The 25,103-nt window shown below is 73.2% G+C and carries 15 protein-coding genes; 11 read left to right on the top strand and 4 right to left on the bottom strand.

Going from position 1 to position 25,103, the window contains the following annotated elements:
- Positions 1-67: 67 nt before the first annotated feature.
- Positions 68-634: an AAA family ATPase gene (locus tag AB0J67_RS03370; RefSeq protein ID WP_363475753.1), complete on the bottom strand. Its 567-nt coding sequence runs from the start codon at positions 632-634 to the stop codon at positions 68-70.
- Between the two features lie 361 nt (positions 635-995).
- On the opposite strand from AB0J67_RS03370, the gene AB0J67_RS03365 reads away from it, so the two are divergent.
- The 3 genes from AB0J67_RS03365 to AB0J67_RS03355 all read left to right on the top strand — a co-directional run bounded on the left by AB0J67_RS03365 (position 996) and on the right by AB0J67_RS03355 (position 2,914).
- Positions 996-1,496 carry a hypothetical protein gene (locus AB0J67_RS03365; protein ID WP_363475751.1) on the top strand — a complete coding sequence of 167 codons (501 nt, stop codon included), beginning with the start codon at positions 996-998 and terminating at the stop codon, positions 1,494-1,496.
- Between the two features lie 195 nt (positions 1,497-1,691).
- Positions 1,692-2,183 carry a hypothetical protein gene (locus AB0J67_RS03360; protein WP_363475749.1) on the top strand — a complete coding sequence of 164 codons (492 nt, stop codon included), beginning with the start codon at positions 1,692-1,694 and terminating at the stop codon, positions 2,181-2,183.
- Between the two features lie 356 nt (positions 2,184-2,539).
- Positions 2,540-2,914 carry a VOC family protein gene (locus AB0J67_RS03355; protein WP_363475747.1) on the top strand — a complete coding sequence of 125 codons (375 nt, stop codon included), beginning with the start codon at positions 2,540-2,542 and terminating at the stop codon, positions 2,912-2,914.
- A 60-nt stretch (positions 2,915-2,974) separates the two neighbouring features.
- Here the strand turns inward: AB0J67_RS03355 and AB0J67_RS03350 are convergent, their stop codons facing one another.
- The gene (locus AB0J67_RS03350; RefSeq protein ID WP_363475877.1) at positions 2,975-4,627 is read right to left on the bottom strand and encodes a heparinase II/III family protein; all 1,653 of its coding nucleotides are present in this window, start codon (positions 4,625-4,627) and stop codon (positions 2,975-2,977) included.
- 5 nt (positions 4,628-4,632) lie between these two features.
- Positions 4,633-5,769: a substrate-binding domain-containing protein gene (locus AB0J67_RS03345; RefSeq protein ID WP_363475745.1), complete on the bottom strand. Its 1,137-nt coding sequence runs from the start codon at positions 5,767-5,769 to the stop codon at positions 4,633-4,635.
- Positions 5,770-6,080: 311 nt separating this feature from the next.
- On the opposite strand from AB0J67_RS03345, the gene AB0J67_RS03340 reads away from it, so the two are divergent.
- From AB0J67_RS03340 to AB0J67_RS03315, 6 genes are all read left to right on the top strand, one after another.
- On the top strand, positions 6,081-7,091 hold the full coding sequence (locus AB0J67_RS03340) for a hydroxyacid dehydrogenase (protein WP_363475743.1): 1,011 nt from the start codon (positions 6,081-6,083) through the stop codon (positions 7,089-7,091).
- Positions 7,088-9,259 carry a DUF2264 domain-containing protein gene (locus tag AB0J67_RS03335; protein WP_363475741.1) on the top strand — a complete coding sequence of 724 codons (2,172 nt, stop codon included), beginning with the start codon at positions 7,088-7,090 and terminating at the stop codon, positions 9,257-9,259. Before AB0J67_RS03340 ends, AB0J67_RS03335 begins: the two co-directional genes overlap by 4 nt.
- 12 nt (positions 9,260-9,271) lie before the next feature.
- Entirely contained in the window at positions 9,272-10,540 is a 1,269-nt protein-coding gene (locus tag AB0J67_RS03330; RefSeq protein ID WP_363475739.1) for an extracellular solute-binding protein, read from the top strand.
- A gap of 64 nt (positions 10,541-10,604) precedes the next feature.
- On the top strand, positions 10,605-11,546 hold the full coding sequence (locus AB0J67_RS03325; protein WP_363475737.1) for a sugar ABC transporter permease: 942 nt from the start codon (positions 10,605-10,607) through the stop codon (positions 11,544-11,546).
- Positions 11,543-12,403, top strand: coding sequence for a carbohydrate ABC transporter permease (locus AB0J67_RS03320; RefSeq protein WP_363475735.1), 861 nt, complete (start codon positions 11,543-11,545; stop codon positions 12,401-12,403). Before AB0J67_RS03325 ends, AB0J67_RS03320 begins: the two co-directional genes overlap by 4 nt.
- 6 nt (positions 12,404-12,409) lie before the next feature.
- Positions 12,410-13,060, top strand: coding sequence for a DUF624 domain-containing protein (locus AB0J67_RS03315; RefSeq protein WP_363475733.1), 651 nt, complete (start codon positions 12,410-12,412; stop codon positions 13,058-13,060).
- Positions 13,061-13,102: 42 nt separating this feature from the next.
- Here the strand turns inward: AB0J67_RS03315 and AB0J67_RS03310 are convergent, their stop codons facing one another.
- Positions 13,103-13,801 (bottom strand): TetR family transcriptional regulator, encoded by a 699-nt coding sequence (locus AB0J67_RS03310; RefSeq protein ID WP_363475731.1) that lies wholly within the window; start codon positions 13,799-13,801, stop codon positions 13,103-13,105.
- 66 nt (positions 13,802-13,867) lie between these two features.
- Between AB0J67_RS03310 and AB0J67_RS03305 the strand changes: the two genes are divergently transcribed.
- Both AB0J67_RS03305 and AB0J67_RS03300 read left to right on the top strand, forming a co-directional pair.
- Entirely contained in the window at positions 13,868-14,989 is a 1,122-nt protein-coding gene (locus AB0J67_RS03305; RefSeq protein WP_363475729.1) for an NAD(P)/FAD-dependent oxidoreductase, read from the top strand.
- A 205-nt stretch (positions 14,990-15,194) separates the two neighbouring features.
- Complete coding sequence (locus AB0J67_RS03300) at positions 15,195-24,947, top strand: calcium-binding protein (RefSeq protein WP_363475727.1); 9,753 nt, start codon at positions 15,195-15,197, stop codon at positions 24,945-24,947.
- Positions 24,948-25,103 lie beyond the last annotated feature (156 nt).

Raw genomic sequence — 25,103 nt, 5'->3', positions numbered from 1 at the left:
CGGCGCTTGATGCACGCCTGCAGCGCGTACGCCAGGTCTGTGTAGTCGCTCCGCCACGGCCCACGTGTCAGGCGGTGAGCATCCGCAGGCTGGTCTTGACGTTCTGCTCGAAGTCGGCCGCGGAGTCGAGCACGAGCCGGTCGAGCGGCCAGGTCTGGTACGCCTTGCGGGCGCGCTGGATCTGCGCCCAGGTCACGACCGGTGCGAGCCCGGTGGTGACGGTCGGACGGCCCTGCTCGCGGCGGGTCTGCTCGTGGCGGGCGGCCTGCTCCGCCGCGGCGTTGCGCTGCTCGACACGTGCGCGGTGCAGGTCCTCGTCGGAGCAGACGACCTCCAGCACGCGCAGCTCGCAGCCGTAGCCCTCGGCCAGCGCCTGCCAGACCTCGCGAGCGGCGGGCGCGGCGTTCACCGCGTCGGCGATCACCGGGTGTCCCATGCGCAGCTGCTGCTCGGCGACGGCCGCCACGACCCCGTACGCGGCGATGCCCACGGAGGTGGTGCGGGGGAGTCCGGCGCGCCACAGCGCCTGCTCCACCGGATCCACCGAGACCACCGCGGCGGGCAGCGCCATCCCGATCGCCTCGGCCAGCATCGTCTTCCCGGTGCCGGGAAGGCCCGTCATCACGATCAGCACCGCGCCGATGCTAGTCGACGCGGTGCGTCGGATCTGGACGACAGGATTGCGGACCGGACTTCCGAGTCACCTCTTGCGCCGCTTCTGCGGCCATTGCGCGCGCCGCGGTGCCCGGCGGCCGGCGGTCGCCGCGAGCGGGCATGTCACCCCCCTTAAGTGCTGTTCACCCTTTCTGGGTAATTCGCCCGGATGTCACCCGCCGCACATCCGCCCTGGTCAGCCGCCCGACTCGGCGGCCGTAACGCACCGTGTTCTCTATGCCGCGATCCGTGGCCGATGCGGCAAGGTTGTCCGTGGCCGCAACCGGTCGCCCACCAGGCGATCCGCACCGCGGCGTACCGACACAGGAGGAGCCTCACCCGTGAGCAACCAGCCGCCGCACCGGCGCCGCCGGCCCGCGTTCGCCGTCGCGGGCGTCGTCGCCGCCATCGCGGTGAGCGCGACCGGCACCGTCGCGGCCGCGGCGACGGCCTGGATGGCGGTCACGTCGGCACCGGTCGACGGGCACGCGGGCCTGTGGCCGCTGCCGACGGTGAGTCCACGGCCGACGGTGAGTGCCGCGCCCACGCCGACGGCTCCCACACCGGCGACGGGTTCCGGGCCGACCACGGGTCCCGGGCCGGCGGGTTCCGGGCCGACCGCCACTGCCGGGCCTTCCGGGTCGGCCGAGGCCACCGGCGAGCCGGTCCGTTCGCAGGGCCCGGCCGCGCCGGCGGCCTCGGCTTCGCCCGAACCATCGCCGACGCCGCCCGCGGCGCACCCGCCGGCGCCCGACCAGGGCACCCCACCGGATCCGGAGCCCAGCTCCGCGCTGCCCGAGCCCGTGCCGCCCACGTCGCCCACCGACACTGCGACGCCCTAGCCCCAACGTCGACCACCGACACTGCGACGCCCTAGCCCACGTCGACCACCGACACTGCGGTGCCCCAGCCCGCGACGCCACGTCGCCCACTGACACCGCGGCGCCCCAGCCCGCGGCCTGGCACCACTTCCACCACCACCGGCCCGGCGCATCGCATGGATGCGCCGGACGACCCGCCCTGTCCAGGAGGACACAGTGAAGCACACCAAGCGCACCAAGCGGACCACCGTCGTCGGTCTCGCCGTGCTCGGCATCGTCGCCGCCGCCACCGCCGCGTGGGCCGCGTTCGGCACCACCGTCGTCGCCGAAGCCAGCGGATCGGCCGAGGCGGTCGAGGAGATCATCGTGGAGGGACAGCAGCTGAGCCCCAAACTGCTGCCCGGTGAGGCGTCCCAGGTCAGGCTCGTCATCGCCAACCCGAACGACAACGTCAAGACCGCGATCACGGGCATCTCGCCGGGCACCGTCAGCGTCTCGGGCCTCGACGACCCGGCCCACGCGGAGATGTGCGCGACGCACATCGTCACGACGGAATGGTCGATGCCGCCGCTGCCGACGCTGGGCAAGGAGGGCAGTGCCAACGTGACCATCACCAACGGGGTGAAGCTCCGTGGCGAGGCCCCCATCGAGTGCGAGGGCATGACCTGGAAGACGCACTGGAACGTGCAGTTTCAGGCAGTCCGCTGAGCGCGGAGCGGCGGCCTCGGGCCGGCTCCCGGTGACCGGCGGCCCGGACGCCGTGTCACTGCTGATCGTCGGTGTCGCCGCCGTGCTGCTCGGGGTGGGCAGCCGGTGGGCGGCCCGGCGGTGAGGGTCCCACCGGGGTGGACATCGGGTCCGAGGGCTTCGTACCAGCCCTCGGACCCGATGCGCATGCGGCGCGCGGGGGCGTCGGCGTCACCCAGGGTGAGGCCTCCTCCAGGCGAAGGAGACCGCCGCCCGGCGGACCCTGGACGACGCGCGCACCGGCCCGGACATCGCGACCCTCGCCTTCGACGCGGTCCGTGCGGATCGCGCCGAGCCGATGTGTGAGCATGTCTGTCATGATCATGAATTTGCACAGCATCACCGTCGACTGCCACGACTGCTACGCCCAGTCGCTGTTCTGGACCCAGGTCACGGGCTGGCAGGAGGACCCGAACGACCCGAACGGCCCCGGTGACCCGAACGGCCGCCTCGTCGGTCCGCACGGCATCAACCTGCTGTTCATCCCGGTGCCCGAGGGCAAGACCGGGAAGAACCGCGTACACCTCGACCTGCAGCCGCAGGAGCGCACTCGCGACGAGGAGGTCGAGCGGCTGGTGGGCATCGGCGCGACGGTCGTGTCCGACCAGCGCCGCGAGGACGGCCGGGGCTGGGTGGTGCTGGCCGACCCGGAGGGCAACGAGTTCTGCGTCGAGCGCGGTCCGCTGGGCTGACCTGCCGGCGCTCGGCCGTGCCGAGCGCACCGGCGGCGGAGCGTCCGCCGCCGGGCGCGATCACCTCAGGTGGAACACGAACCGGTGCGACGACCGGCCGGCCGGCGCGAGCACCGGGCACCGCAGCCGGTAGACCCGGTCCGGCCGCCCCTGGTGGTCGGTGGTGAGCAGTTCCTCCACCGACGCCTGCGGGCAGGCGCGGGCGAGCGTGACCAGGCCGTCCCAGTCGGCCGAGCCGGCCGACAGCGACGGGCGGCGGCGGCTGATGAAGATCTCGTCGACCGGCAGCGCGCGCTCGGTGTCGATCTCGTCGGTGAGCTCCAGCCGCCCCTGCGGCCACCAGTGGAAGCGGCGGACCAGCGAGCGCAGCCCGGCCACCTGGTACGCCGCGGTCAGGTCGAGGTCGAAGCAGACGGTGCCGCCGTCGGCGTGGTAGCGCAGGACCTTCGCCGCCCGGTCCCGGCCCGGCAGCTGGACCTCGCCGTCGACGACCGGGACGGAGTGCCCGAGCGACGACGGCTGGAGTACGTCGTAGCGGCCGGACCGGAAGTACGCGGCGGTGTACTCGCCCGCGCCGAGGTCGTCGAGCACGCTCTCGCCGCGCGTGTGCAGGATGAAGTGGCCCAGGTCGTTGTGGTTGTGCGGCTCGTCGTTGTGCCCGCCCTTGGCGGCGAACGCGAACCGGCCGCGGTGGACCACCCACCCGAGGTCGGGCAGGTGGCCGGACGGCTCGGCGGCGGCCAGCGGGTCGAGGGGGCGGAACCAGGCCAGGGTGCGCGACAGGTGCCCCCACCGGTAGCAGTGGTCGTCGTGGAACGACGGCACGACCTGCGCCGGGGCAGTGCCGAACCGCTCCGCCAGCCGGGTGAGCAGCCCGGCCGGCAGCCACGGCCGCTCGGAGGCGTCGGAGAACGGCACGTACGCGCCTCCGCCCAGCGACACCCGCTGCGGGAAGCTCGCGATCTCGCGCACCTTCCCGCCGGCCAGCAGATCCTCGCCGGTGTACGCCCGCAGCGCCTCGGCGAAGTACACGAAGTACCCGAACCCGTAGACCCAGTAGTCGACGCCCTCGGCACAGCCGCCGTCGTCGCCGAACCCGGCGAGGTAGCGGTCCATGGCCCGGCGGCTGCGGTCGAGCATCGCCGCCAGCCGGTCGCCGTCGGCGGGGCGGTCGCCGAGCAGCGCCAGGGCGGCCATGCCGACGGCGCCCCCGCACACCGACTCCCAGTTGTTGCCGAAGCCCTCCCAGTCCAGCGGCCGCGGGTCGGCGTACGGCTCGAACACCCGGCGCTCCACCTCGGCGCGCACCCGGTCGGCCACGCGCGGGTCGAGCCGGTCGCCCAGCGCGGCCACGGTCTCGGCGAGCGTGTGCGCGGTCTCGGCCGCGAACAGGTCGACGCACCGGTCGGGCCGCGTGCCGTGGCGCTCGTGCGCGGGCAGCGCCCAGCTGTACTCGTCGCACACCGCCCACAGCGTGTCCGCCAGCGGGGCGGGGTCGGCGTCCGGGTCGAGCAGCGCCTGGGCGGCGCGGGCGGCCAGCACGGCGCGGCGGCGGAAGTAGCGCCGCTCGTAGCGCAGCCGGTTGCCGGTGTCGGCGAAGTCGCGGTACGCGGTGAAGGTCAGCTCGGGCAGCGCGCCGTCGGCGGCGGCGCGCAGGTCGCGTACCAGCGAGGTCAGGGCGCCCGCGGGGCGGGGGAAGGCGCTGTCCGGCATGGACGTCACGCGCTCGGGTGCACGCTGCTGGAGTCGCGCACGATGAGCTGCGGGCTGATCAGCACGCGGTGCACGGGCCGGCCCGGGTCCTGGACGCGCCGGCACAGCAGCTGCATCGCGGTCTCGCCGATCGTGTACTTGGCGGGCCGGACCGCGCTCAGGGCGGGGTTGGCCAGGCCCGCGACCTCGTCGTCGAACGCGACCACGGCCAGGTCGCGCGGGACGCGTACGCCGCGCTCCTCGCAGCGGGCGACCAGCGAGATCGCCTCGCGGTCGGAGTGCGCCAGCAGCGCGGTGGTGCCGGTGGCGAGCCAGGCGTCGATACCCCGGTCGATCGCGTCGCCCCACCGGGGGTCGCGGTGGTCGGGGCTGATCACCTCCGGGGTGCCGTCGAGTTCCAGGCCGAGGTCGGCGGCGGTCTGCCGCCAGCCGCGCTGCACCGCGGGCGTGTGCGGGCTGCTGGCCGAGGCGAGGAACCCGACCCGGCGGTGGCCCTGCGCGGCGAGGTGGCGCACGGCCAGGCTCGCCCCGAACGCGTGGTCGGTGGAGACCGACTCGACGTGCTCGTGGTACGCGCCGACGGTGGCGGTGCGCTCGACGAACACCACGGGGATGTCCAGCCCGGACAGCCAGTCGATCAGCTGCGCGGCCCCGTCGCCGAGGGTGGGCGGCGCGATCAGCAGGCCCTGGATGCCCGCGGTCTCCAGCAGCCAGGACGTCTGGCGGCGTACGTCGGCGATGTCGTCGTAGGACGAGCCGCGCAGCACGATGCGCACCCCCGCGTCGGGGGCGGCGTCGCGGGCGCCGCGGACGATCTCCGGCCAGTAGTAGTCGAGCGACGGGACGACCATGCCCACGGCGGGGCGGGCCGCCTCGTCGAGGCTGGCGGGCCTGCCCGAGTCCTCGACGGCCACCGCGGACGGCGGCTGGGCGTCGGCGCCGCGGGGCAGCCGGATGCCGCCGTGCACGCGCTCGATCGCGCCCTCGTCGGCGAGCTGGGCGATGTCGCGGCGCACGGTGACGGTGGTGACGCCGAGGGCGCGGGCTATCTCGCTGACCCGCAGCGTGCCGCGGGCCCGCAGGTCGGCCAGCAGCCGCTCGCGGCGCTGGTCCGGCAGCAGCGGCGGCTCGGACAGGGTCACTGTTCCTCCACGATCGTGTCGCGCGGGTAGGCGTCGATTGTGCACGGACGCGTGCGGTGGCGGGACATGCGGCGGGCAGCCGAACGGCTCGACCCGGCCGGCCCGGACCGGCATGGCGTCATGTCGTCCCTCCCTCGCCTAGAAACGAACAAATTCGTTCACAAAGAAAAGTCCAGGTCAACGCGTTTCGTGTTACAGCTCGGTAACGGGCACTTGTCGTGCAGTTCTCTCGCTGGTCTACTTCTCGCACCTGTTCGAACGAACAGAAAAGAACATAACAGCAAGGCAGAGGAACAGGAGGGGCGACCCGCATGTACCGTCCGCAGGCGCTGCTCGTGATGCGGCCCGAGACGTTCCGGCTCCAGTTCGGGCCGCAGGAGCTGGCGCGGCTACGGTCGCTGGCCGACCTCGGCGATCCGATCTGGTCCGACGACATCGACGCCCCGCACACCCGAGCCCGCCTGGCCGAGACGGAGGTGCTGCTCACCTCGTGGGGCTGCCCCACCCTCACCGCCGAGCGGCTGGACGCCGCGCCACGGCTGCGCGCCGTGCTGCACTGCGCCGGCAGCGTCCGCCACCTGGTCTCCGACGGGATCTGGACGCGCGGCATCCTGGTCACCAGCGCCGCCGAGGCCAACGCGACCCCGGTCGCCGAGTACACCCTCGCGTCGATCATCCTCGCGGGCAAGAAGGCCCACCTGCTGGCCGCCCAGTCACGGCTGCTCCCGGCCGACTGGGACGCCGTGCACCACCGCGACGACCTGTCCAACTACGGCCGCACCATCGGCATCGTCGGCTTCTCCCGGATCGGCCGCCGCGTCGTCGAGCTGCTGCGGCTGCTCGACACCGCGCAGGTGCTCGTCACCGACCCCTACGCCGACCCGGACGCCGTCGCCGCCGCCGGCGGGCGCCTCGTCGAGCTCGACGAGCTGCTGGCCGCCTCCGAGATCGTCTCCCTGCACCTGCCCGAGCTGCCGCAGACCCGGCACGCCATCGCCGCCCGCGAGCTGGCCCTGCTGCCCGACGGCGCGACGGTGATCAACACCGCCCGCGGCGCCGTGGTCGACACCGCCGCGCTGGAGCGCGAGTGCGCCACGGGGCGGCTCAACGCCATCCTCGACGTCACCGACCCCGAGCCGCTGCCCGCCGGATCGCTGCTGGCCCAGCTGCCCAATGTCATGATCACACCGCACATCGCCGGGTCGCTCGGCGCGGAGACCCGCCGGCTGAGCGCCCAGGCCCTCGACGAGCTCACCCGGCTCGTCCACGGCGAGCCCCCACTCGACGCCGTCACCAGCGAGGCCCTGGAGGTAAGCGCATGAGCGAGCAGCCCGTCCCCGCCGCCCGGCACGACGACGACCGCCGCGCGGTGTCCGCAAGCGCCGGACCGCGGCTCGGGACACCGGACGGCGCGCATGACGCCGCGCGGCTCTCGCCGTACACCGGCTGGACCCGTGCCGAGTGGGCCGCGCTGGCCGACCGGATGCTCAACGCCGCGTGGCGGCACGCCTCGCCCACCGGCGCCCGGATCACCCCGCCCGGCACGCCCGGCGGCTACGGCACCGCCGTCGACGGCCTCGAAGGCTTCGCCCGCACGTTCCTGCTCGCCGGGTTCCGCATCACCGGCGAGCAGGGCCGCGACCCCGGCAACCTGCTGGAACGCTACGCCCAGGGCATCGCCGCGGGCACCGACCCGGACTCGGCCGAGCGCTGGGTCATGCCCCGCGAGCACGGCCAGGCGAAGGTCGAGGCGGCGTCGATCGCACTGATCCTCGACATGACCCGGCCGTGGCTGTGGGACCGGCTCGACCCCGGTGTCCAGGAGCGCGTCGTGGACTATCTCGCCCAGGTCGTCGGCGACCACACCTACCCGCAGAACAACTGGGTGTGGTTCCGCATCGTGGTCGAGCAGTTCCTCGCCTCGGTCGGCGGCCCCTGGTCGAGCGAGGACATGGAGGCCGACCTGGCCCGCCACGAGTCGTTCGTCCGCGCCGACGGCTGGTACAGCGACGGCGACGAGCGCAGCTACGACCACTACGTCGGCTGGGCGCTGCACCTGTACCCGATCCTGTGGAGCCGCATGGCCGGCGCCCAGGACCGGTCCGCCCCGCTGCTGCCGGGGTACCGGGCGCACCTTGACCGGTTCCTGCTGGACGCGGTGCGGCTGGTCGGCGCGGACGGCTCGCCCCTGATCCAGGGCCGCAGCCTGGTCTACCGGTTCGCGGCCGCCGCGCCGTTCTGGGCCGGCGCCGTCGCCGGCTCCGACGCGGTGGCACCCGGACTGCTGCGCCGGGCCGCGTCCGGCATCGTCAGGCACTTCGCCGACCGGGGCGCGCCCGACGCCGACGGCCTGCTCACCCTCGGCTGGTACCACCCCTGGCGGCGCATGGCCCAGCGCTACTCGGGCACCGCGTCGCCGTACTGGGCGGCCAAGGGCATGCTCGGCCTCGCGCTGCCCGCCGACCACCCGGTGTGGACCGCCGTGGAGCAGCCCCTGCCGGTGGAGGAGGCCGACCAGCTCGCCGTGATCGCCGCCCCCGGCTGGGCGGTGGCGGCGACCAGGGCCGACGGCGTCGTGCGGGTCTACAACCACGGCACCGACCACGCCCGGCCCGGCGACCGCAGCGGCGACTCGCCGACCTACGCCAGGCTGGCCTACTCCACCGCGACCGCCCCGGCCATGGACGACGACGGCTGGGACACCCCGCTCGACCAGTCCGTGGTGCTGCTCGACACGCACGGCCGGGCCACCCACCGCAGCGGCTTCACCACCCTCGACGTGCGGCTCGACGACGACGGGACCGCCGCGGTGCTGGCCTCGCGCGCCCGCTGCCACTGGGTCGACCCGGATCCCACCGCCCCGGACCACGGCTCCGGCCGCCCGGGCACCGCCGTCGACGCGGGCACCGTGACCACGGTGTCGGTCGTACGCGGCGCGTGGGAGGTGCGCCTGGTCCACGTCGATCCGGACGGCGCGCCGGGCTGGGCGCAGGTCACCGCGCTGCGCATCGGCGGCTGGCCGGTCCCCACCCTCGGCCCGCAGGCCGCCGAGCACCTCGCGGAACCGACCGGCTCGGGCGGCGCGGCGGGGCACCCGGCACCCGGTGCGCCCGGCCGCCACGACGGCGACGGCACGCGGCCGACGGCCCACGCCACGGGCGCCGCGCACACCACGACGGCGGTCGGGCTGCACGGCCTGGACCTGGCCGCGGTGGACACCGCCCGCGACGCCACCCCGCTGGGGGAGTGGACCGCCATCCCGTGGCTGCAGGCCGCGCCCCGGCCGGGGGCCTGGCACGTCGCGGCCTTCGCACTCGACGGCGGCACCCGGCCGCCGGCAGCAGAGATCTCCGGACCCGAGGACGCGCCGGTCGTCAGGGTCACGTGGCCGGACCAGGTCACCACGACGGCGGCACTGCCCTCGCCGCCCACCGGCCCGCACCACCACGCACAGCACCGATCCTCCGCCGCGTCAGCGGCCGTCCAGTAGGAAGGAACGTTCGTGAACAGAAGGAAGATGCTGGCAGCGGTCGGCCTGGCGATGGCCACCCTCCTGCCGCTCACCGCATGCGGCTCCGACGGCGACCAGGCCGAAGGCGGTCCGGTAGAGCTCACCGTCGCGGTGTGGAGCCTCGCCACCACGCCGGAGTTCCAGACCCTGTTCGACGCCTTCCACAAGGCGAACCCGGACATCACCATCAAGCCGGTGGACATCCTCGCCGCCGACTACCCGACCAAGGTCACCACGATGCTCGCCGGCGGGGACACCACCGACGTCATCACCATGAAGACGCTGGCCGACTACGTGCGCTTCGCCGGCCGGGGCCAGCTCGCCGACGTCACCGACCTGGCCACCTCGGCCGAGGGCGGCAAGCTCGCCGGGCTCGACCAGTACAAGCAGGACGGCAACAAGTACTTCGCGCTGCCGTACCGGCAGGACTTCTGGGTCCTGTACTACAACAAGAAGATGTTCGACGCGGCCAAGCAGCCGTACCCGGAGAACCTCACCTGGGACCAGTACGTCGAGGTGGCCAAGAAGCTGACCTCGGGCACCGGTGACAAGAAGGTCTACGGCGCCTACCAGCACGTCTGGCGCTCGGTGGTGCAGGCGATCTCCGCCGCGCAGACCGGCGGCGACCAGCTGAGCGGCGACTACAAGTTCTTCGCCGACCAGTACCGCACCGCGCTGGCGCTGCAGGAGGCCGGGGCCACCCAGGACTTCGGCACCGCGGTGACCCAGAAGACCGGCTACGCCTCGATGTTCGAGTCTCAGAAGACCGCGATGCTGCCGATGGGCACCTGGTTCATCGCGAAGCTGCTGTCCGAGAAGAAGAAGGGCACCACCGACGTCGACTGGGGCATCGCGCCCATGCCGCAGCGCACCGGCGCGTCCGGGGTCACCACCTTCGGGGCGCCGACCGCGTTCGCGGTGAACAAGAAGGCCAAGCACGCCGCGGCGGCGAAGAAGTTCGTCGAGTTCGCCGCGTCGCTGGAAGGCGCCAAGGCCATCGCCGGGATCGGCGTGGTGCCCGCCTACCAGAGCGAAGAGGTCCGCACGCAGTACTTCGCGCTGCAGGGCATGCCCACCGACGACCTGTCCAAGCGGGCCTTCACTCCGGACAAGATCAACCCGGAGATGCCGGTCAGCGACAAGACCGCCAAGGTCGACACGGTCCTCAGCGAGGAACACCAGCTGATCATGACGAAACAGAAGTCGGTCGACGACGCGATCAAGGAGATGGAGACCCGCGTCAAGAACGAGGTCAACTGACCCACGCACCCGCGGGCGGGGACGGCATAATGGCCGTCCCCGCCCGCCCCCTCGGGAGGACGACATGGCAGACCTGCTCACCGCGCAGCCGGCGACCGCCAGCGCCGCGCCTTCGCCGCCGCGGCCGCGCAGCGCCAGGCGTGCCCGCACCACGCTCATCGGCTGGAGCTTCATCCTGCCGAACTTCCTCGGCTTCGCCCTGCTCACGCTCGTGCCGGTGGCCGGCGCGCTGGCGCTGTCGTTCATGGAGTGGGACTCCTACAACCCGCCGGAATGGGTCGGGCTGGACAACTTCGAGCGGTTCCTCAACGACGAGTCCACCCTGATCGCGCTGCGCAACACCGCCTACTACGCGCTGGGCCACGTGCCGCTGACCATGCTCGCCGCGCTGGGCCTGGCGCTGCTGCTCAACCGCAGGCTGCGCGGAGTCGGCTTCTTCCGCGCCGCGGCGTTCTTCCCGTACGTCACCTCCATGGTGGCCGTCGCCATCGTCTGGAACATGCTGTTCGACCCCCAGTTCGGGCCGGTCAACCAGTTCCTGCAGTTCATCGGCGTCGACTCGCCGCCCGGCTGGACCACCAGCGTCGACTGGGCCATGCCCGCGGTCATCCTCACCAGCGTGTGGCGCGACATGGGCTACTACATGGTGCTGTTCCTGGCCGGCCTGCAGGCCATCCCGAACGAGTACTACGAGGCCGCCAAGGTCGACGGCGCCACCGCCTGGCAGCGCTTCCGCGCCGTGACCCTGCCCGGCCTGCGGCCGGTGACCTTCCTGGTGCTGATCCTGCTGACGGTGCAGAGCTTCAAGATCTTCGACCTGATCGTGGTCATGACCGACGGCGGCCCGGGCCGGGCCACGCTCGTGCTGTCCCAGCAGATCTACCGCAAGGGCATCTGGGAGGGCGAGTTCGGCTACGCCTCGGCCATCTCCGTCGTGCTGTTCCTGATCGTGCTGGTCTTCACCCTGATCCAGTTCTGGTTCAACTCTCGCCGGGAGCGCTCATGAGCACCGCCGACCCCGCCGCGCCCCCGGCGGGCGCCCGCCCGCGCACCCTCCTCCAGGTCATCCTGTACGCGGTGCTGGCCGTCAGCGCCGTGGCGATCCTGCTGCCGTTCGGGTGGATGATCAGCGCCTCGCTCAAGCGCAACAACGAAGTCCTGACCAGCCCGATCCGGTGGATCCCGGAGGACTTCCAGTGGCACAACTTCGCCGACATCTGGGCGCAGATCCCGCTGGGCACCTACCTGGGCAACACCGTGTTCCTCAGCCTGGCCATCACGCTGCTGCAGGTGCTGACCGGCAGCTTCGCCGCGTACGGGTTCGCCAAGGTGCGCTTCCGCGGCCGCGACACGCTGTTCGTCGCCTACATCGCCACCATCGCCGTGCCGTGGCAGGCCTACATGATCCCGCAGTACATCATGATGCAGAAGGCCGGCCTGACCGACACGTTCCTGTCGCTGATCCTGCTGCAGGCCTTCGGCGCGTTCGGCGTGTTCCTGATGCGCCAGTACTACCTCACCATCCCCGACGAGCTCAGCGAGGCCGCCCGCGTCGACGGGCTGTCCGAGTACGGCATCTGGGCCCGGATCATGCTGCCGCTGTCCAAACCGGCCCTGGCCAGCCTCGCCCTGCTCACGTTCGTCAACACCTGGAACGACTACATGGGGCCGTTCATCTACCTGACCAGCAACGACCTGTGGACCATCCAGCTGGGCCTGCGCTCGTTCGTCGGCCAGTACGACGCCGACTACGCGATGATGATGACCGGCTCGGTGCTGTCGGTGCTGCCGATCCTGGTCATCTTCCTGCTCGGCCAGCGGTACTTCATCCAGGGCATCGCCACCTCCGGCATGAAGGGGTGAACCGGCATGCGACTGCTCGCCCGCCTGCCCTACGACATGATCTTCGGCACCGTGTACGCCGGGCTGCGGATCAACCTGTGCCTGGTCGCGGCGTGCCTGCCGCTGCTGGCCGCGCTCGCGCTCAGCGACCGGCCGCTGCAGGCCTGGCCGTTCTACACCGCGCTGGCGGCGACCTGCGGGCCCGCCGCGGCGGCCGCCTTCGCCGCTTTCCGCGGGTTCACCGAGGGTGACGACCGGGTCGGGCGGTCCTTCTGGGCCGCCTACCGGAACTCGTTCGGGCGGGCGCTGGCCGCCGGCGCGGTCGCGGCCGCGCTGGTGATCGTCCTCGTGGTGGACTTCCAGCTCGCGCTCGGCGGGCCGCTCGGCGCGGTCACGCCCGTGCTGGCGCTGCTGATCGCGCTCGTCGTCGCGGCCACCACCGCGCTGCTGGCCACCGGCGCGCGGTGGTCGCCGAAGACGCTGCTGGCCTGCGCGTACCTGTCGGTGCGCAGCTGGCACCTGAGCCTGGCCAACCTCGCCGTCCTCGGCACGCTGGCCGCCGCGGTCGCGGTCAAACCCGCGATCGGGCTGTTCCTGCTGCCCGCACCCGCCCTCTACGTGGTCTGGGCCAACGCCCGCCACCTCACCGCCGCGCTCGCCGCCACCGCCCCCCGCTGACCGCCGCTGCCCGCTGACCGGCCGGATCGGCGTCGCGGCCGGTCAGCGGGCAGCGACGGCCCCGGCCCCGGCAGCCCCGGCCCCGGCAGCCCCGGCAGCGTCGATCCCGGCGGCGTCGGCCCCGGTGGCGTCGCGTGCCGCGGCGAGGCCGCCTGCCACGACGGCCACCGCCAGCGGGCGGACCGCCTCCGGCACGACCAGCTCGGCCGGGCCGGTCACCAGCGCGAACAGCGCCCCGCCGTAGGAGACCAGCATCGCCGGGATCGCGGCAGGCGGGATGGCCAGGCCCACCTCGGCGTGATGGCCGCCGGTGAACGCCGCCATCGCCGCCATCAGCTCATCGATCGCCGCCGCCAGCGCGGGCCGGCGCAGGCTCTCCAGCCGCAGCTCGAAGATCGCCAGATACCGCTTGCGGTGCGGCCCGGCGGCCAGCAGCAGCGAGCCCGTGATCAGCTCGATCGCCCGCTCCCGGTCATCGGCCGCCCGGCCGGCGGGACCCGGGCTCTCGGGCGCGCCGCGCGCCGCCTCGGCCATGTCGGCCTGGTGCTGCTCCACCACCCGCTGCGCGGTCGCCACGAGCAGGGCCTCGCGGCTGCGGAAGTAGTTCGACGCGGTCCCGGCGGGCAGCCCGGCCCGCCGGTCGACGGCGCGGTGGGTGACGCCGTGCACCCCGGACTCCACGAGCAGGTCGATGGCGGCGTCCGCGAGCAGCGCCCGCCGCTGTTCGTTCGGTGGTGGCATCCCGCTATGGTATGGCACCATCCGTAGTACAACGCTCGTAGTTAATGGCAGTGTCGGAGGTTCGCCGTGGAAATTCTCATCGCCGGAGGCGGCGTCGGAGGGCTCGCGCTGGCCCGCGGCCTGGCCGGGTCCGGCCACCGGGTGCGGGTGCTGGAGGCGGCCCCCGCCCTGCGCACCGGCGGCGCGGCCTTCACGGTCTTCAGCAACGGGGCCGCCGCGCTCGCCGGGCTCGGCGTGCCGCCCGGCGACTTCGGCGGCCGCCTCGACAGGCTGCGGTTCGACACCGCCGACGGGGCGACGATGGTCGACGCCGACCTCGCCGACGTCGCCCGGCGCACCGGCTTCCCGGTGGTGAGCACCCCTCGCGCGCGGCTGATCGAGCACCTCGCCGAGGGTGTCGACGTCGTGTTCTCCCGCGAGGTCGTCGACGTCGAGGTCCGCCCCGACGGGGTGACCGCGATCGACGCCACCGGAGCGCGCCACGACGCCGACGTCGTGGTCGGCGCGGACGGCCACCGCTCCGCCGTACGCCGTGCGGTCCTCGACCCCGCGCCCGCCGCCGAGAACGAGTGGACCACCTGGCAGGGCCTGACCCGCGTGCTGCCCGAGCTGGCCGGGGGCACGACGGGGGTCTGCGTCGTCGGGCGGGCGGGCCTGGTCGGCATGCTGCCCTCCGGCGACGGCCTGCTGCAGTGGTGGTTCGACGTGGACGGGCCGCTGTCTGGGCCGCCCGCCGCCGCCCTCGCCGCACGGTTCACCGGGTACGGCCCGCTCGTCTCCGCGCTGGTGGAGCAGATCCGCGACGCCGACCTGGAGTCGTTCCGGCACGTGACCCACCGCATCCCGGACCGCTGGGGGCGGGGCGGTGCGACGCTGCTCGGCGACGCCGCGCACGCGTTCCCGCCCACCCAGGCGCAGGGCGCCAACCAGGCGCTGGAGGACGCGTGGGTGCTCAGCCGCATTCTGCGCGCCGGTCCGGCGTCGCCGGCTGAGGCGCTGCGCCGCTACGAGCGGCTGCGGGCGCCCCGGGTGCGCAAGGTCTCCCGCCGGGCGGTCAGCGAGCGGACCAACAAGCCGATGCCCGCACCGGTGCGCCTGCTCCTCGGTCTCCTGCCGCGCGCGGTCGTCGCGAGGGCCTACGCGGCGCAGCTGCGCGGGGTCAGCAGCGTCCTCCACGGCGAGGTCTGACCGCGCTGGCCTGGGCGGAATCCACCGCTCGGCCGAGCTGCTGTCACCGTCGCATGTAGACACCGTGACACGTCTGACGACGGAACAGGTCGATCACGTGTCGGCAAAGTGATAGACACATTGCTCTATATAACTGCGTCCCGTCTTCTGGCGAGGTTGCCGCCCATCGGCGGCGGGGGACCTTGCCTGGGGAGGGCGATCGGGCGTGAGACGTCGGATCTCTGCGGTGCTGGCGCTGGTGCTGGCGATGCCGCTGTCGATGGTGTACGCAGCACCGGCACACGCCGACGAGCCCTGGGAGGCGGCGCTCAAGGGCCTGGCCGCCCAGGCGGGGGACTGGGCGCAGCAGGGGCTGAGCCAGGTGGGCCGGCTCGCGCAGCCGATACCCCTGCTCGGGGTGAGCCCGGGCAGTCTCGTCGACGCCGACCAGCTGATCGAGAAGGCCTCCGGTGTCCTGCAGGACGCCCTGACCAACGACGACGCCCCCGTGCCCGGCGGCGGCACGCTGGACAGCTCGGTCACCACCGAACCGAACGGCGACCACACCCTGGACCTGACGCTGCGCTACCACCGGCAGCTCACCAAGCAGCAGTTCAACGCCGCGGGCGTCACGCTCGGCGACGCGGTCGGCGTCGACGGCTGGGCGACGCTGCGCCTGAAGCTGCGGGTGAACGAGGCGGGCACCGCCGCCTGGCTGGTGCGCGACTCGGCCGCGCCGCGCCTGGACATCGACGCCGTGGCCCACCTGGGCGACACCGGCCAGGCCAAGGCGGCCCTCGGCATCCTGGGCGTGTCCGTCGACGCGTCCTCGACCCTGGACGTCAGCGCCCACTTCGTGGTCAAGATCAATGACCCGAACGGCGACGGCAGGCTCGCCTTCGGCGACGGCGAGCTCGGCGCGGCCGGCTCGCTGTCCGGCCTGGTGCAGGTCGGGTTCGACCACGCCGGCGGCGTCATCGGCACCGAGCCCGACGGCGACGACATCACCGAGACGGCCACGGCGGGCAAGGCGCACGCCGAGATCCACCTCAAGCCCGCCCCGACACAGGACCCCGGCGGCGGCGCACCGGTGCTCAACGTCGCGGCGAGCGTCAACGCGGCGATCACCCTGGACTGGGCCGACATCACCACGGGCACCCCGGCGGTCACCACCACCGGCCTCGACCAGACGCTGGCGAAGTTCCAGAACATGAGCCTGCTCGACCTCGCCGCGGGCCTCGCGCAGGTGGCCGAGCTCATCGGCGGCATCCAGGCCAGCGAGCACGCCGGCAACCGCAAGCTGCCGTTCCTCAAGGGCACCCTGGCCGACGCTGTGAAGATCAACGAGCAGCTCGTCGCGTTCCTGCGCGAGAACGTCCGCCCCAAGCCCGGCGACCAGGAGTTCGAGCAGGGCGTCGACGACCCGGCGCTGGCCGGGCAGCCGCGCTTCACCAGCCTGCAGGACCTGTTCACCAGGCTCGCCCAGGAGGGCCTGCTCGACGCGGCGGCGCTGCCCGCCGGCGGCGCCACCCTGGTCGACGACAAGATCGCCTTCCCGCTGAAGTTCGGCCGGACCTCCGACTGGATCCCGCTGGACCCCGGCGCGGCCAGGGTATCCGGCACCGGCGCCACGTTCAGCCCGACCGGCTTCACCCTGCCCGACGACCGGTTCGCCGCGGGCACCCTCGTCGGCCAGCGCGTCGTGGCCGGCACCTCCGGCGGCACGATCACCGCCAACACCGCTGACTCGGTCACCCTCGACGCCGCCGGCTGGGTCGGCGGCCAGCCGGTCGACACCAGCGCGTGGGTCATCAGCAGCGGCGAGGCGCACGTCGGCGCCGTCGAACTCGGCAGCGCCCTGACCAAGCCGGGCAGCGACGGCAAGACCGGCCTGCGCGGCGCCAACGCGCAGGCCAGCCGCGCCGAGGTGAAGCCGTCGTACCAGGCGCGGGTCACCATCCTGCTCGACCTGCGCCCCTCGACCGACCCGCAGGCCAACGCCGACCGCGTCATGCTGCGCACCGACCCGGCCGTGCCGCTGTTCACCGCCGCGTTCCCCATCCGCACCGACATCGACTTCTTCACCACCGCGGGCTTCCTCAAGGTGAAGCTCACCGGCAACCTGAACGTCGGCCCGGCCACCGGCACCGACATGATCAGCGTCAGGTTCCAGCAGGCCGAGGACGTCAGTCTTGCCGCCCTCTACGCCAGGCTGCTGACCCAGCACCTGCCCGCGCAACCGGGCGACCTGCTCACCCCGGCCGTCTCGGTGAAGGCGACCGGCCAGGTCAAGGTCGCCGTGCCCGGCGCCTCCGGCAGCCTCGGCACCGGCGTGGGCGTCGACGTCGCCTGGACCCTGCCCGACGCCGCCCCGACCGTCGACACCTCCAGCCTGTCCGGCCTGTTCGCCACCGACTTCGACCCCGGCGACCCGCAGGCCCTGATGGCACTGGTGATCGCGGCGCTGCGCCAGGTCAACGAAGCCATCGCCGACCCGGCCACCGGCAGCGGACCGCTGTCGGCGAAGCTGCCGATCATCGGCCGCTCCGCCAAGCAGCTGCTCGGCTCCGACGAGAGCGGCGTCGGCAAGCCGGTCACCTTCACCGACGGCACCGACGGCACCGCCGGGACGTTCCACCTGGTCGACTCCGGCCGCACCGGTGCGCCGTTCGCCGCGCGCCTGACGGGCCGCACCATCGTGATCGGCAGCCACGCCTACCGCATCACCGGCGTCGTCGACGGCGCCACCCTGCAGATCGACGGCGGCGCCCAGCCCCGGCCGTCGGACGGCACCGCCTACGCCGTACGCCCCGAGCTCGCCGACGCCGTCGACAAGCTGCTGGCCGACCCGCCCGCGACCCTGCAGGACGCCATCGACCAGCTCAACTCCGTGCTCGGCACCGGCTCCGGGTTCGGCTTCGAGCTGGACACCGCCAAGCCCGGCGGCCCCCACCTCAAGCTCGCGTGGACCTGGAAGCGGCACTTCCACACCGGCGGCCCACTGGCCCTGAGCTGGGACGGCACCCGCGACCTCGTCAGCGTCGACGCGCAGGGCACCTTCGGCGTCACCGTCGACGGCGACGCCTCGATCGGCCTGCTGCTGCCGCTGCGCGCCGACGGCGTACCCCTCATCGACAAGAGCTCCCACGCTTCCGTGCGCGTCGGCGCCGCCGCCACCGGCGTGGCGCTGACCGCGAAGGTCGGCCCGCTGGAGCTCGCGGTGGGCAAGCTGCCCGCCGACCCGGCCACCGTCAAGGCCGATCTCGGCTTCAAGCTCGGCGGGCTGAGCACCGACGGGCCGATCAGCAGCCTGCTCACCGCCGACCTGGAGCGCACCACGGCCGGAGTGGACTGCGGCGCGGGCACCAGCGGCACCGCCATCTGCGTCGACGCGCCGGTGTTCTCCTCGATCTGCACGCCCGACGGCGGCGGCAGCAACGTGCTGGCCGTGCAGATCGGCAAGGACCTCGACGTGCAGGGCTCCAGCGTCCCGAACTTCGCCGGCTGCTTCGCCGGCTACCAGCTCAACCCGCTGGACTTCACCGGTGGCATCGACGGCTACCTGTCGAAGATGGAGGAGGCGCTCCGGCTGGCCAGCTTCGACGGCAAGCTGCCGCTGGTCGGCGACGACCTCCAGCAGGGCCAGCGGTTCATCGCCGACCTGCGGACCAGGGTCAAGGAACTGATCGGGCCGGCCCTGGCGACCGCCGGCGACAACGTCGCGGTCGGCAACGCCATCACCAGCGCGCTCAACGGCGAACCGGGCTTCGCCAAGGTGAAGGTGACGGTGGACTGCACCACCCCGCCCGGCCCCTGCATGCCCGACGCGTTCAAGTCGATCCGCATCCAGCTCGACGCGAGCCGCGGCACCGTCACCCCGGCTGCCGGCTGCACCGGCGACTGCCTGGACAAGCAGGTCCCGCTCGACATCGGCATCCCCGGGCTGTCGCTCAAGGCGGGCAAGGGCGCCACCGGCGGCATCGCGGCCGAGCTGGGCTGGCGCGTGCACCTCGACGTCGTGCTCGACCGGGAGCTCGGCTTCTACGTCGCCACCCACGGCCAGGCCGCCGGCGACGACACCGCACCGGAGCTGGCGATCGGCGCCGCCTTCGACATCACCGGCCCGATCCAGGCCCAGCTCGCGTTCATCCAGGTCACCGCCCAGAAGCAAGGGCCGGCCACGACGAAGCCGCTGGTGCATGCCTACTTCGGCATCGACCTGCACGACGGCGAGGCGAGCTGCTGGGACGGCGGCTGTGCGGCCGAGGCCGCACGGCGGCTCGCGCTGGCCGACATCGCGGCCATCGGCGACCACGTCCGGGTCCGGGTCGACGCCGAGGTCGACATCAACTGGCTGCTCAAAGCGAAGGTCGACGCCGGGCAGGCGGCATCGGCGCTGCCCGGCATCCAGGCGGTCCTCACCCTCAAGTGGGGCATCAGCAACCACAGCGGGCCGCTGTCGGCGGCCACCGCCACCCCGCTGACCGTCGGCTTCTCCGACATCAAGCTCGACGTCGGCACGTTCTTCAGCAAGATCCTCAGACCGGTGCTGGAGAAGGTCAAGCAGATCACCGGGCCGCTGCAGCCGATCATCGACACGCTCTACGCCCCGATACCGGTGCTGTCCGACCTGTCCCGAGCCATCGGCGGCGACGACATCACGCTGATCTACCTCGCCAACAAGTTCTCCACCATGGCCGACGGGCCGGATCTGACGTTCATCGACCGCATCCGCGACGTGATCACGTTCGTGAACAAGGTGCCCGACTGCAACACCAGCGGCGACGGCTGCCTGATCCCGCTCGGCGACTTCCTCGTCGACCCGGCCAAGGCGCTGTCCACGGCGGCGTCGCCGGCCTCGGCCGAGGGGCTCATCGACAAGACCAACGGGTACGACCCGGAGTCGGCGCAGACCGTCAAGGACAAGGTGGACTCGCTGAGCAACGGCGAGAAGCTCTACACCCCGCAGCCGTCGCTGGCCGAGAACAAGAGCAACGCCGACAAGCTCGGCTTCTCGTTCCCGATCTTCGACAACCCCGCGTCCGCGTTCGGGCTGCTGCTCGGCCAGGACATCGAGCTGGTCGGGTTCGACTCGGGTCCGCTGTCGCTGGGCTTCACCTGGCGGCAGAGCTTCGGGCCGGTGTACGCGCCGCCGCCGGTGATGATCACGCTGGCCGGCAGCGCCTCGGTCTCGGCGCACATCCGGATGGGCCTGGACACCAAGGGCATCCGCTCGGCGATCGAGGCCGCCCAGGACGAGACCGCGGTGGACGCGATCGGCATCCTCGACGGCATCTACTTCAAGACCACCGACGACAAGGGCAACGCCGCCCCGGTGATCACGCTCAAGGGCGAGATCGCGGCAGGCGCCCAGGTCACCGTGCTGTTCCTGTCGGCCGGCATCGAGGGCGGCGTACGCCTGACCGTCGGCTTTCTGTGGAACGACCCGGACAACGACGGCAAGTTCCGCACCAGCGAGTTCCTGCAACGACTGCAGGTCAACCCGATCTGTCTGTTCACCGTCAGCGGCCAGCTGTCGGTGTTCCTGAAGGTCTACATCACCATCAACCTGTTCCTGTTCTCGAAGACCTTCGACTTCACCCTGGTCAACGCCGTGCTGCTCGACTTCCGGGCACAGCCGGACTGCAACCCGCCGCCACCGGAGCTCGGCGCGGTGCACGGTGACACGCTGATCGTCTTCGCGGGCCGCTTCGGCAAGCCCGCCCAGCGCGGCCACGCCGTGTGGAACAACACCGACAAGGGCGACGTGGTCAAGGTCTACTCGCTGCACTACGCCGACGAGGAACTCGGCCAGCCGGTCTCCGGCGACTTCGACGGCGTGGCCGTGGAGTCGCTGGGCCGCCGCCAGGTGTTCCCCGACGCGGGCATCAGGCGCGTCGTCGTGGACGGCCGGCTGACCGGCGACTTCGACGCGGCCAAGTCCGGCATGACGCTGACGTTCCTCGGCGACGGCGACAAGAGCAAGACCGCCCCGGCCGACGCGGGCACGGTGACCTCGTCGTTCGAGCTGGACGCGGTCATCGTCGGCACCCCCGGGCCGGACCGGATCAAGACCGGCACGGGTAACGCCTGGGTCCAGGGCGGCAGTGGCGACGACATCATCACCACCGGCGACGTCGCCGCCGCCGACGGCAGGGCGATGACCGTCTCCCGGGTCGCCGGCGGCCCCGGCAAGGACGTCATCACCACCGGCGAGGGCGACGACATCGTCTCCGGCGACGGCGACCTGGACATCAGCGCCCGGCCCGGCACCGTCAAGGTGACCACGCCGCAGGGCGAGGTCGACCTCAGCGGCGTCGTGGACTGGGACCCGGCGAAACTGCACGAGCCGCCGTCGTCGCCGACCACCGGCGACACCGCCGACGCCGACCACATCGCCGTCGGCCACGGTGCCAACAAGGTGTACGGCAACGACGGTGACGACGTCATCGGCGTCAACATCGACGACAAGCGCGGCAACGGGTCCAACACCCTCGTCGGCGGCCAGGGCTCGGACACGATCAGCGGCGGCAAGGGCGACGACCACGTCCACACGTACAGCACGGCCGTCCCCGACGACGTCGACGAGCACGGCTTCGGGCCCAGCACGGACGTCGACAAGGTCGACACCGGCGGCGGCACCGACACCGTCGTCGGCTCGCAGGGCGTCGACCTGGTCACCTCGCACTCGCCGAACGGCACCACCGCGCACCTCAACGGGTACGGCAACGACGACGTGCTCATCGGCGGGCACGGCACCGACGAGATCTACGGCGGCCCGGACGACGACTGGGTGATCGCCGAGCCGTCCCGGGTCGGGACCGCGGCCGGCCCGCCCGACGACGGGTTCGGCCCGGCGCGCACGGTGACGCACGAGCCGCTGCCCGCCGGTGTCACCAGCCAGACGAAGCTGCTGGTCGGCGGCCTCGGCCGGGACCACATCATCGGCGGCGACGGCGGCTCGACGGTCTTCGGCGACAAGCACCTGACCGCCGAGCTGTGCCGGGACGCCTCTACGTTCGACGCACAGCCCGCCCCGGAGGACCAGGGGTCCAGGGACCTGATCCTCGGCGGCAGCGGTGTCGAGGTGGTCAGCGCGGGCAGCGGCGACGACCGCACCGACCTGGGCGCCGGCGCCGACCGCGTCTGCGGCCAGCGCGGTGACGACGTGCTCTACCTGGGCGACGGCGACGACCGGGCCTGGGGCGGGGACGGCCGGGACCAGGCCTTCGGCGACGCCGGGACCGACACGATCTTCGGCAACGCGGCCGACGACGCCGTCTACGGCGGCGACGGCGAGGACACCATCGAGGGCGACGGCGGCTTCGACCGGGTCTTCGGCGGCGACCACAACGACGTGCTCTACGGCGGCAGCCGCGCGCCAGTCGAGCCCGACACCGGCGACCAGCTCTTCGGCGAGGGCGGCGACGACCGCATCGTCGGCGACAACGGCACGGCCCGGATCGGCGACGTCGGCCCGTTCCCGTACGACCTGGACGGCAGCGTGCCCGCCGCGGGCGGCCCCGACCTGATCGAGGCCGGCGGCGGCCACGACACCGCCTACGGCGGCCTCGCCGACGACACCGTCCTCGGCGGCGACGGCGACGACCACCTGGAGGGCAACAACGCCAGGGACACCGTGCGCGGCGGCGGCGACCTCGACACGATCATCGGCGGGTCCTCGCAGCAGCCGGCCGCGGGCACCGGCCGGCCCGACACCGGCGACCTCCTCTACGGCGACGACGGCGCGGACCTGATCCTCGGCGACAACGCCCAGGTCTTCGCCGACGGCGTGCCGACCCGGGTGACCCGCAACCGGGCCTTCCCGGCCCGCCGGGTCGAGCTGCTCGACCTCGGGTTCACCCCGGTGGCCGGGACCAGCGGCGACGACTACATCGACGGCGGCGCGCTCGGTGACGTCGTCTACGGCCAGTCCGGCGCCGACCGGGTCCTCGGCGGCTCCGGCGACGACTACGCCGAGGGCGGCCCCGGCGTGGACTGGATCGAGGGCGACGGCGGCGACGACGACCTGGCCGGCGGATCGTCCACCGAGGACACCGCGGGCAGGGGCCAGCCGGACCAGGCCGACGCCGTCTGGGGCGGCCCCGGCTCGGACGTCACCCTCGGCGACAACGGCCTGGTCGTACGGCCGCTCGAGGGTGAGCAGCCCACGGCGGCGACGGTACGCCTGGGCACCGGCGGGCAGCCGGTCGCCGCGCGGACGGTCACCATGTACGACCTCGCCGCACCGGCCGACACCAGCAGAAGCGGCGCCGACCGGATCAGCGGCGGCCACGGCGTCGACGTGGCGTACGGCCAGGACGGCGACGACGCCCTCACCGGCGACGGCGACGGCGACTACCTGGAGGGCAACGGCGGCGCCGACACGCTGCGCGGCGACCTGGCACTGGCCGAGGCCGGGCATACGACGGTCACGCCGCTGCCCGACCCGGGCTGGCCGGGCAGCGCCTCGGGCCCTGGTGACCTGATCGGGACGGACACGCCCGACGGGCAGGACGACCTGATCGGCGGCTCGTCCCGGCAGGGCTTCCGCGACGCGGGCGACCTCGTCGAGGGCAACGGCGGCGCGGACGTGATCCTCGGCGACGACGGCTCGCTGCTGCGTACGCTGATCGGCGGCGGCACGGCCGAGCGCGTCTACACCGAGCGCTACCCGACCGGGGCCGTCCCGCCGGACGCGACCGCCGTGCGCACGCACGACCCGGCCCTGCCCGGCCCGTCGACCCGGTTCTGCGCCACGGCGCAGGCCACCTGCGAACCGGCCGGCGCCTTCGGCGCCGACCAGCTGTGGGGCGACGGCGGTCAGGACGGCGTGTGGGGTCAGGACGGCGACGACACGATCCGGGGCGGCGACGGCGACGACGACCTCTTCGGCGAGCTGGGTGCCGACACCCTGTTCGGCGAGGCGGGCGACGACGTGATCCTCGGCGACCGCGGCGGCGTGGTGAACCAGCACCTCAACCCCGACGACGTGGCGGCCCTCGGCTTCACCGTGAGCACCGGCGGCACGCCGGGCGAGTCCTACACCGGGTTCCGGGCCGGCTACTACGACCGGCGGGTCGACCTGCTCCACGACACCGACGGCGACACGTGGATCGGCGGCTCGACGAGCGCGCCGATGCCGCGGGACGGGTACGGCTCGGGCGGTGACGACCGCATCCGCGGCGGCTCGGGTGCCGACGACATCCACGGCGGGTTCGGCGACGACCTGGCCAACGGCGACAGCGGCGGCGACGAGGTCTTCGGCGGCATCGGCGCGGATGTGCTGTGGGGCGGCAAGGGCTGCGATCCGGTCCTGGACGCGGCCGCCGCGGACTGCCTGAAGGCGGGCGCGTTCGACCCGGACGCGCGCGGGGACCGCGACCGGTTCGTCGACCACGTGTTCGGCGGTGCGGGCGCAACCGACGGCCCGTCCATCGCCGGGGTCCTCGGCTCCGACCTGCTGGACTTCATGCCCCGCGGCAGCCACCCGGGCGCCTGCACCGCGAACCCGTGGCCGCAGACGACCGGCGGCGTGACCGTGGACCCGTGCTCCTGGTTCACGATGACCGGGATGGACAACGCGTCCGATGCCGACAACCAGCACCACCACGGCACGGACTGGATCTACGGCGGCTGGGACCGCGACGTCCTGCAGGCCGACGTGGCCCAGAACGGCCCCAACCCGGGCGACCGGCTGCTGGACTGGAACGGCGCCTACAACCTCTACACCCACTGCAACGCGGCCTACGGCGGATACAACGACGTCCGCCAGCACAGCCCGGCCATGCTGGAGTTCCTGCGGAAGCTGGCCTGGGGCTCGGGCGCGGGCCGCGCGGCCGCCGACGCGAACACGCCGGGCACCTCGGCGTTCCTCGAGCTGGCGCTGACCTATCCGGGCGAGAACGCGCACGGCTCGGGCAGCGCCTACCCGACGACGCCCGGCCATTTCGACGACCCGACCAGCTGCACCGACTGAGGGGGCGTCCGACAGCAGAGGGCAGGACCGCGTCCGGGGATCCGTGACACCCGGACGCGGGCACGGCTGACACCGTGATGGGACAGGTGAGGAGAGCGCCGGCCGGCGCTCTCCTCACTCGTTCGCGGCGGCCCGTCGGCAGGAGCAGGCCCGTCG

The organism is Catellatospora sp. NPDC049609 (assembly GCF_040675365.1).
In the GTDB taxonomy this organism is placed as follows: Bacteria; Actinomycetota; Actinomycetes; order Mycobacteriales; family Micromonosporaceae; genus Catellatospora.
The sequence above is the reverse complement of the archived record's forward strand: the minus strand, read 5'-3'. Positions and strand labels throughout refer to the sequence as shown.

What these genes read in the sequence shown, in the direction of transcription:
- AB0J67_RS03340 (WP_363475743.1), top strand. Translation starts at nt 6,081, where the DNA reads ATGTACCGTCCGCAGGCGCTGCTCGTGATGCGGCCCGAGACGTTCCGG.
- AB0J67_RS03315 (WP_363475733.1), top strand. Translation starts at nt 12,410, where the DNA reads ATGCGACTGCTCGCCCGCCTGCCCTACGACATGATCTTCGGCACCGTG.
- AB0J67_RS03335 (WP_363475741.1), top strand. Translation starts at nt 7,088, where the DNA reads ATGAGCGAGCAGCCCGTCCCCGCCGCCCGGCACGACGACGACCGCCGC.
- AB0J67_RS03310 (WP_363475731.1), bottom strand. Translation starts at nt 13,801, where the DNA reads ATGCCACCACCGAACGAACAGCGGCGGGCGCTGCTCGCGGACGCCGCC.
- AB0J67_RS03320 (WP_363475735.1), top strand. Translation starts at nt 11,543, where the DNA reads ATGAGCACCGCCGACCCCGCCGCGCCCCCGGCGGGCGCCCGCCCGCGC.
- AB0J67_RS03355 (WP_363475747.1), top strand. Translation starts at nt 2,540, where the DNA reads ATGATCATGAATTTGCACAGCATCACCGTCGACTGCCACGACTGCTAC.
- AB0J67_RS03325 (WP_363475737.1), top strand. Translation starts at nt 10,605, where the DNA reads ATGGCAGACCTGCTCACCGCGCAGCCGGCGACCGCCAGCGCCGCGCCT.
- AB0J67_RS03350 (WP_363475877.1), bottom strand. Translation starts at nt 4,627, where the DNA reads ATGCCGGACAGCGCCTTCCCCCGCCCCGCGGGCGCCCTGACCTCGCTG.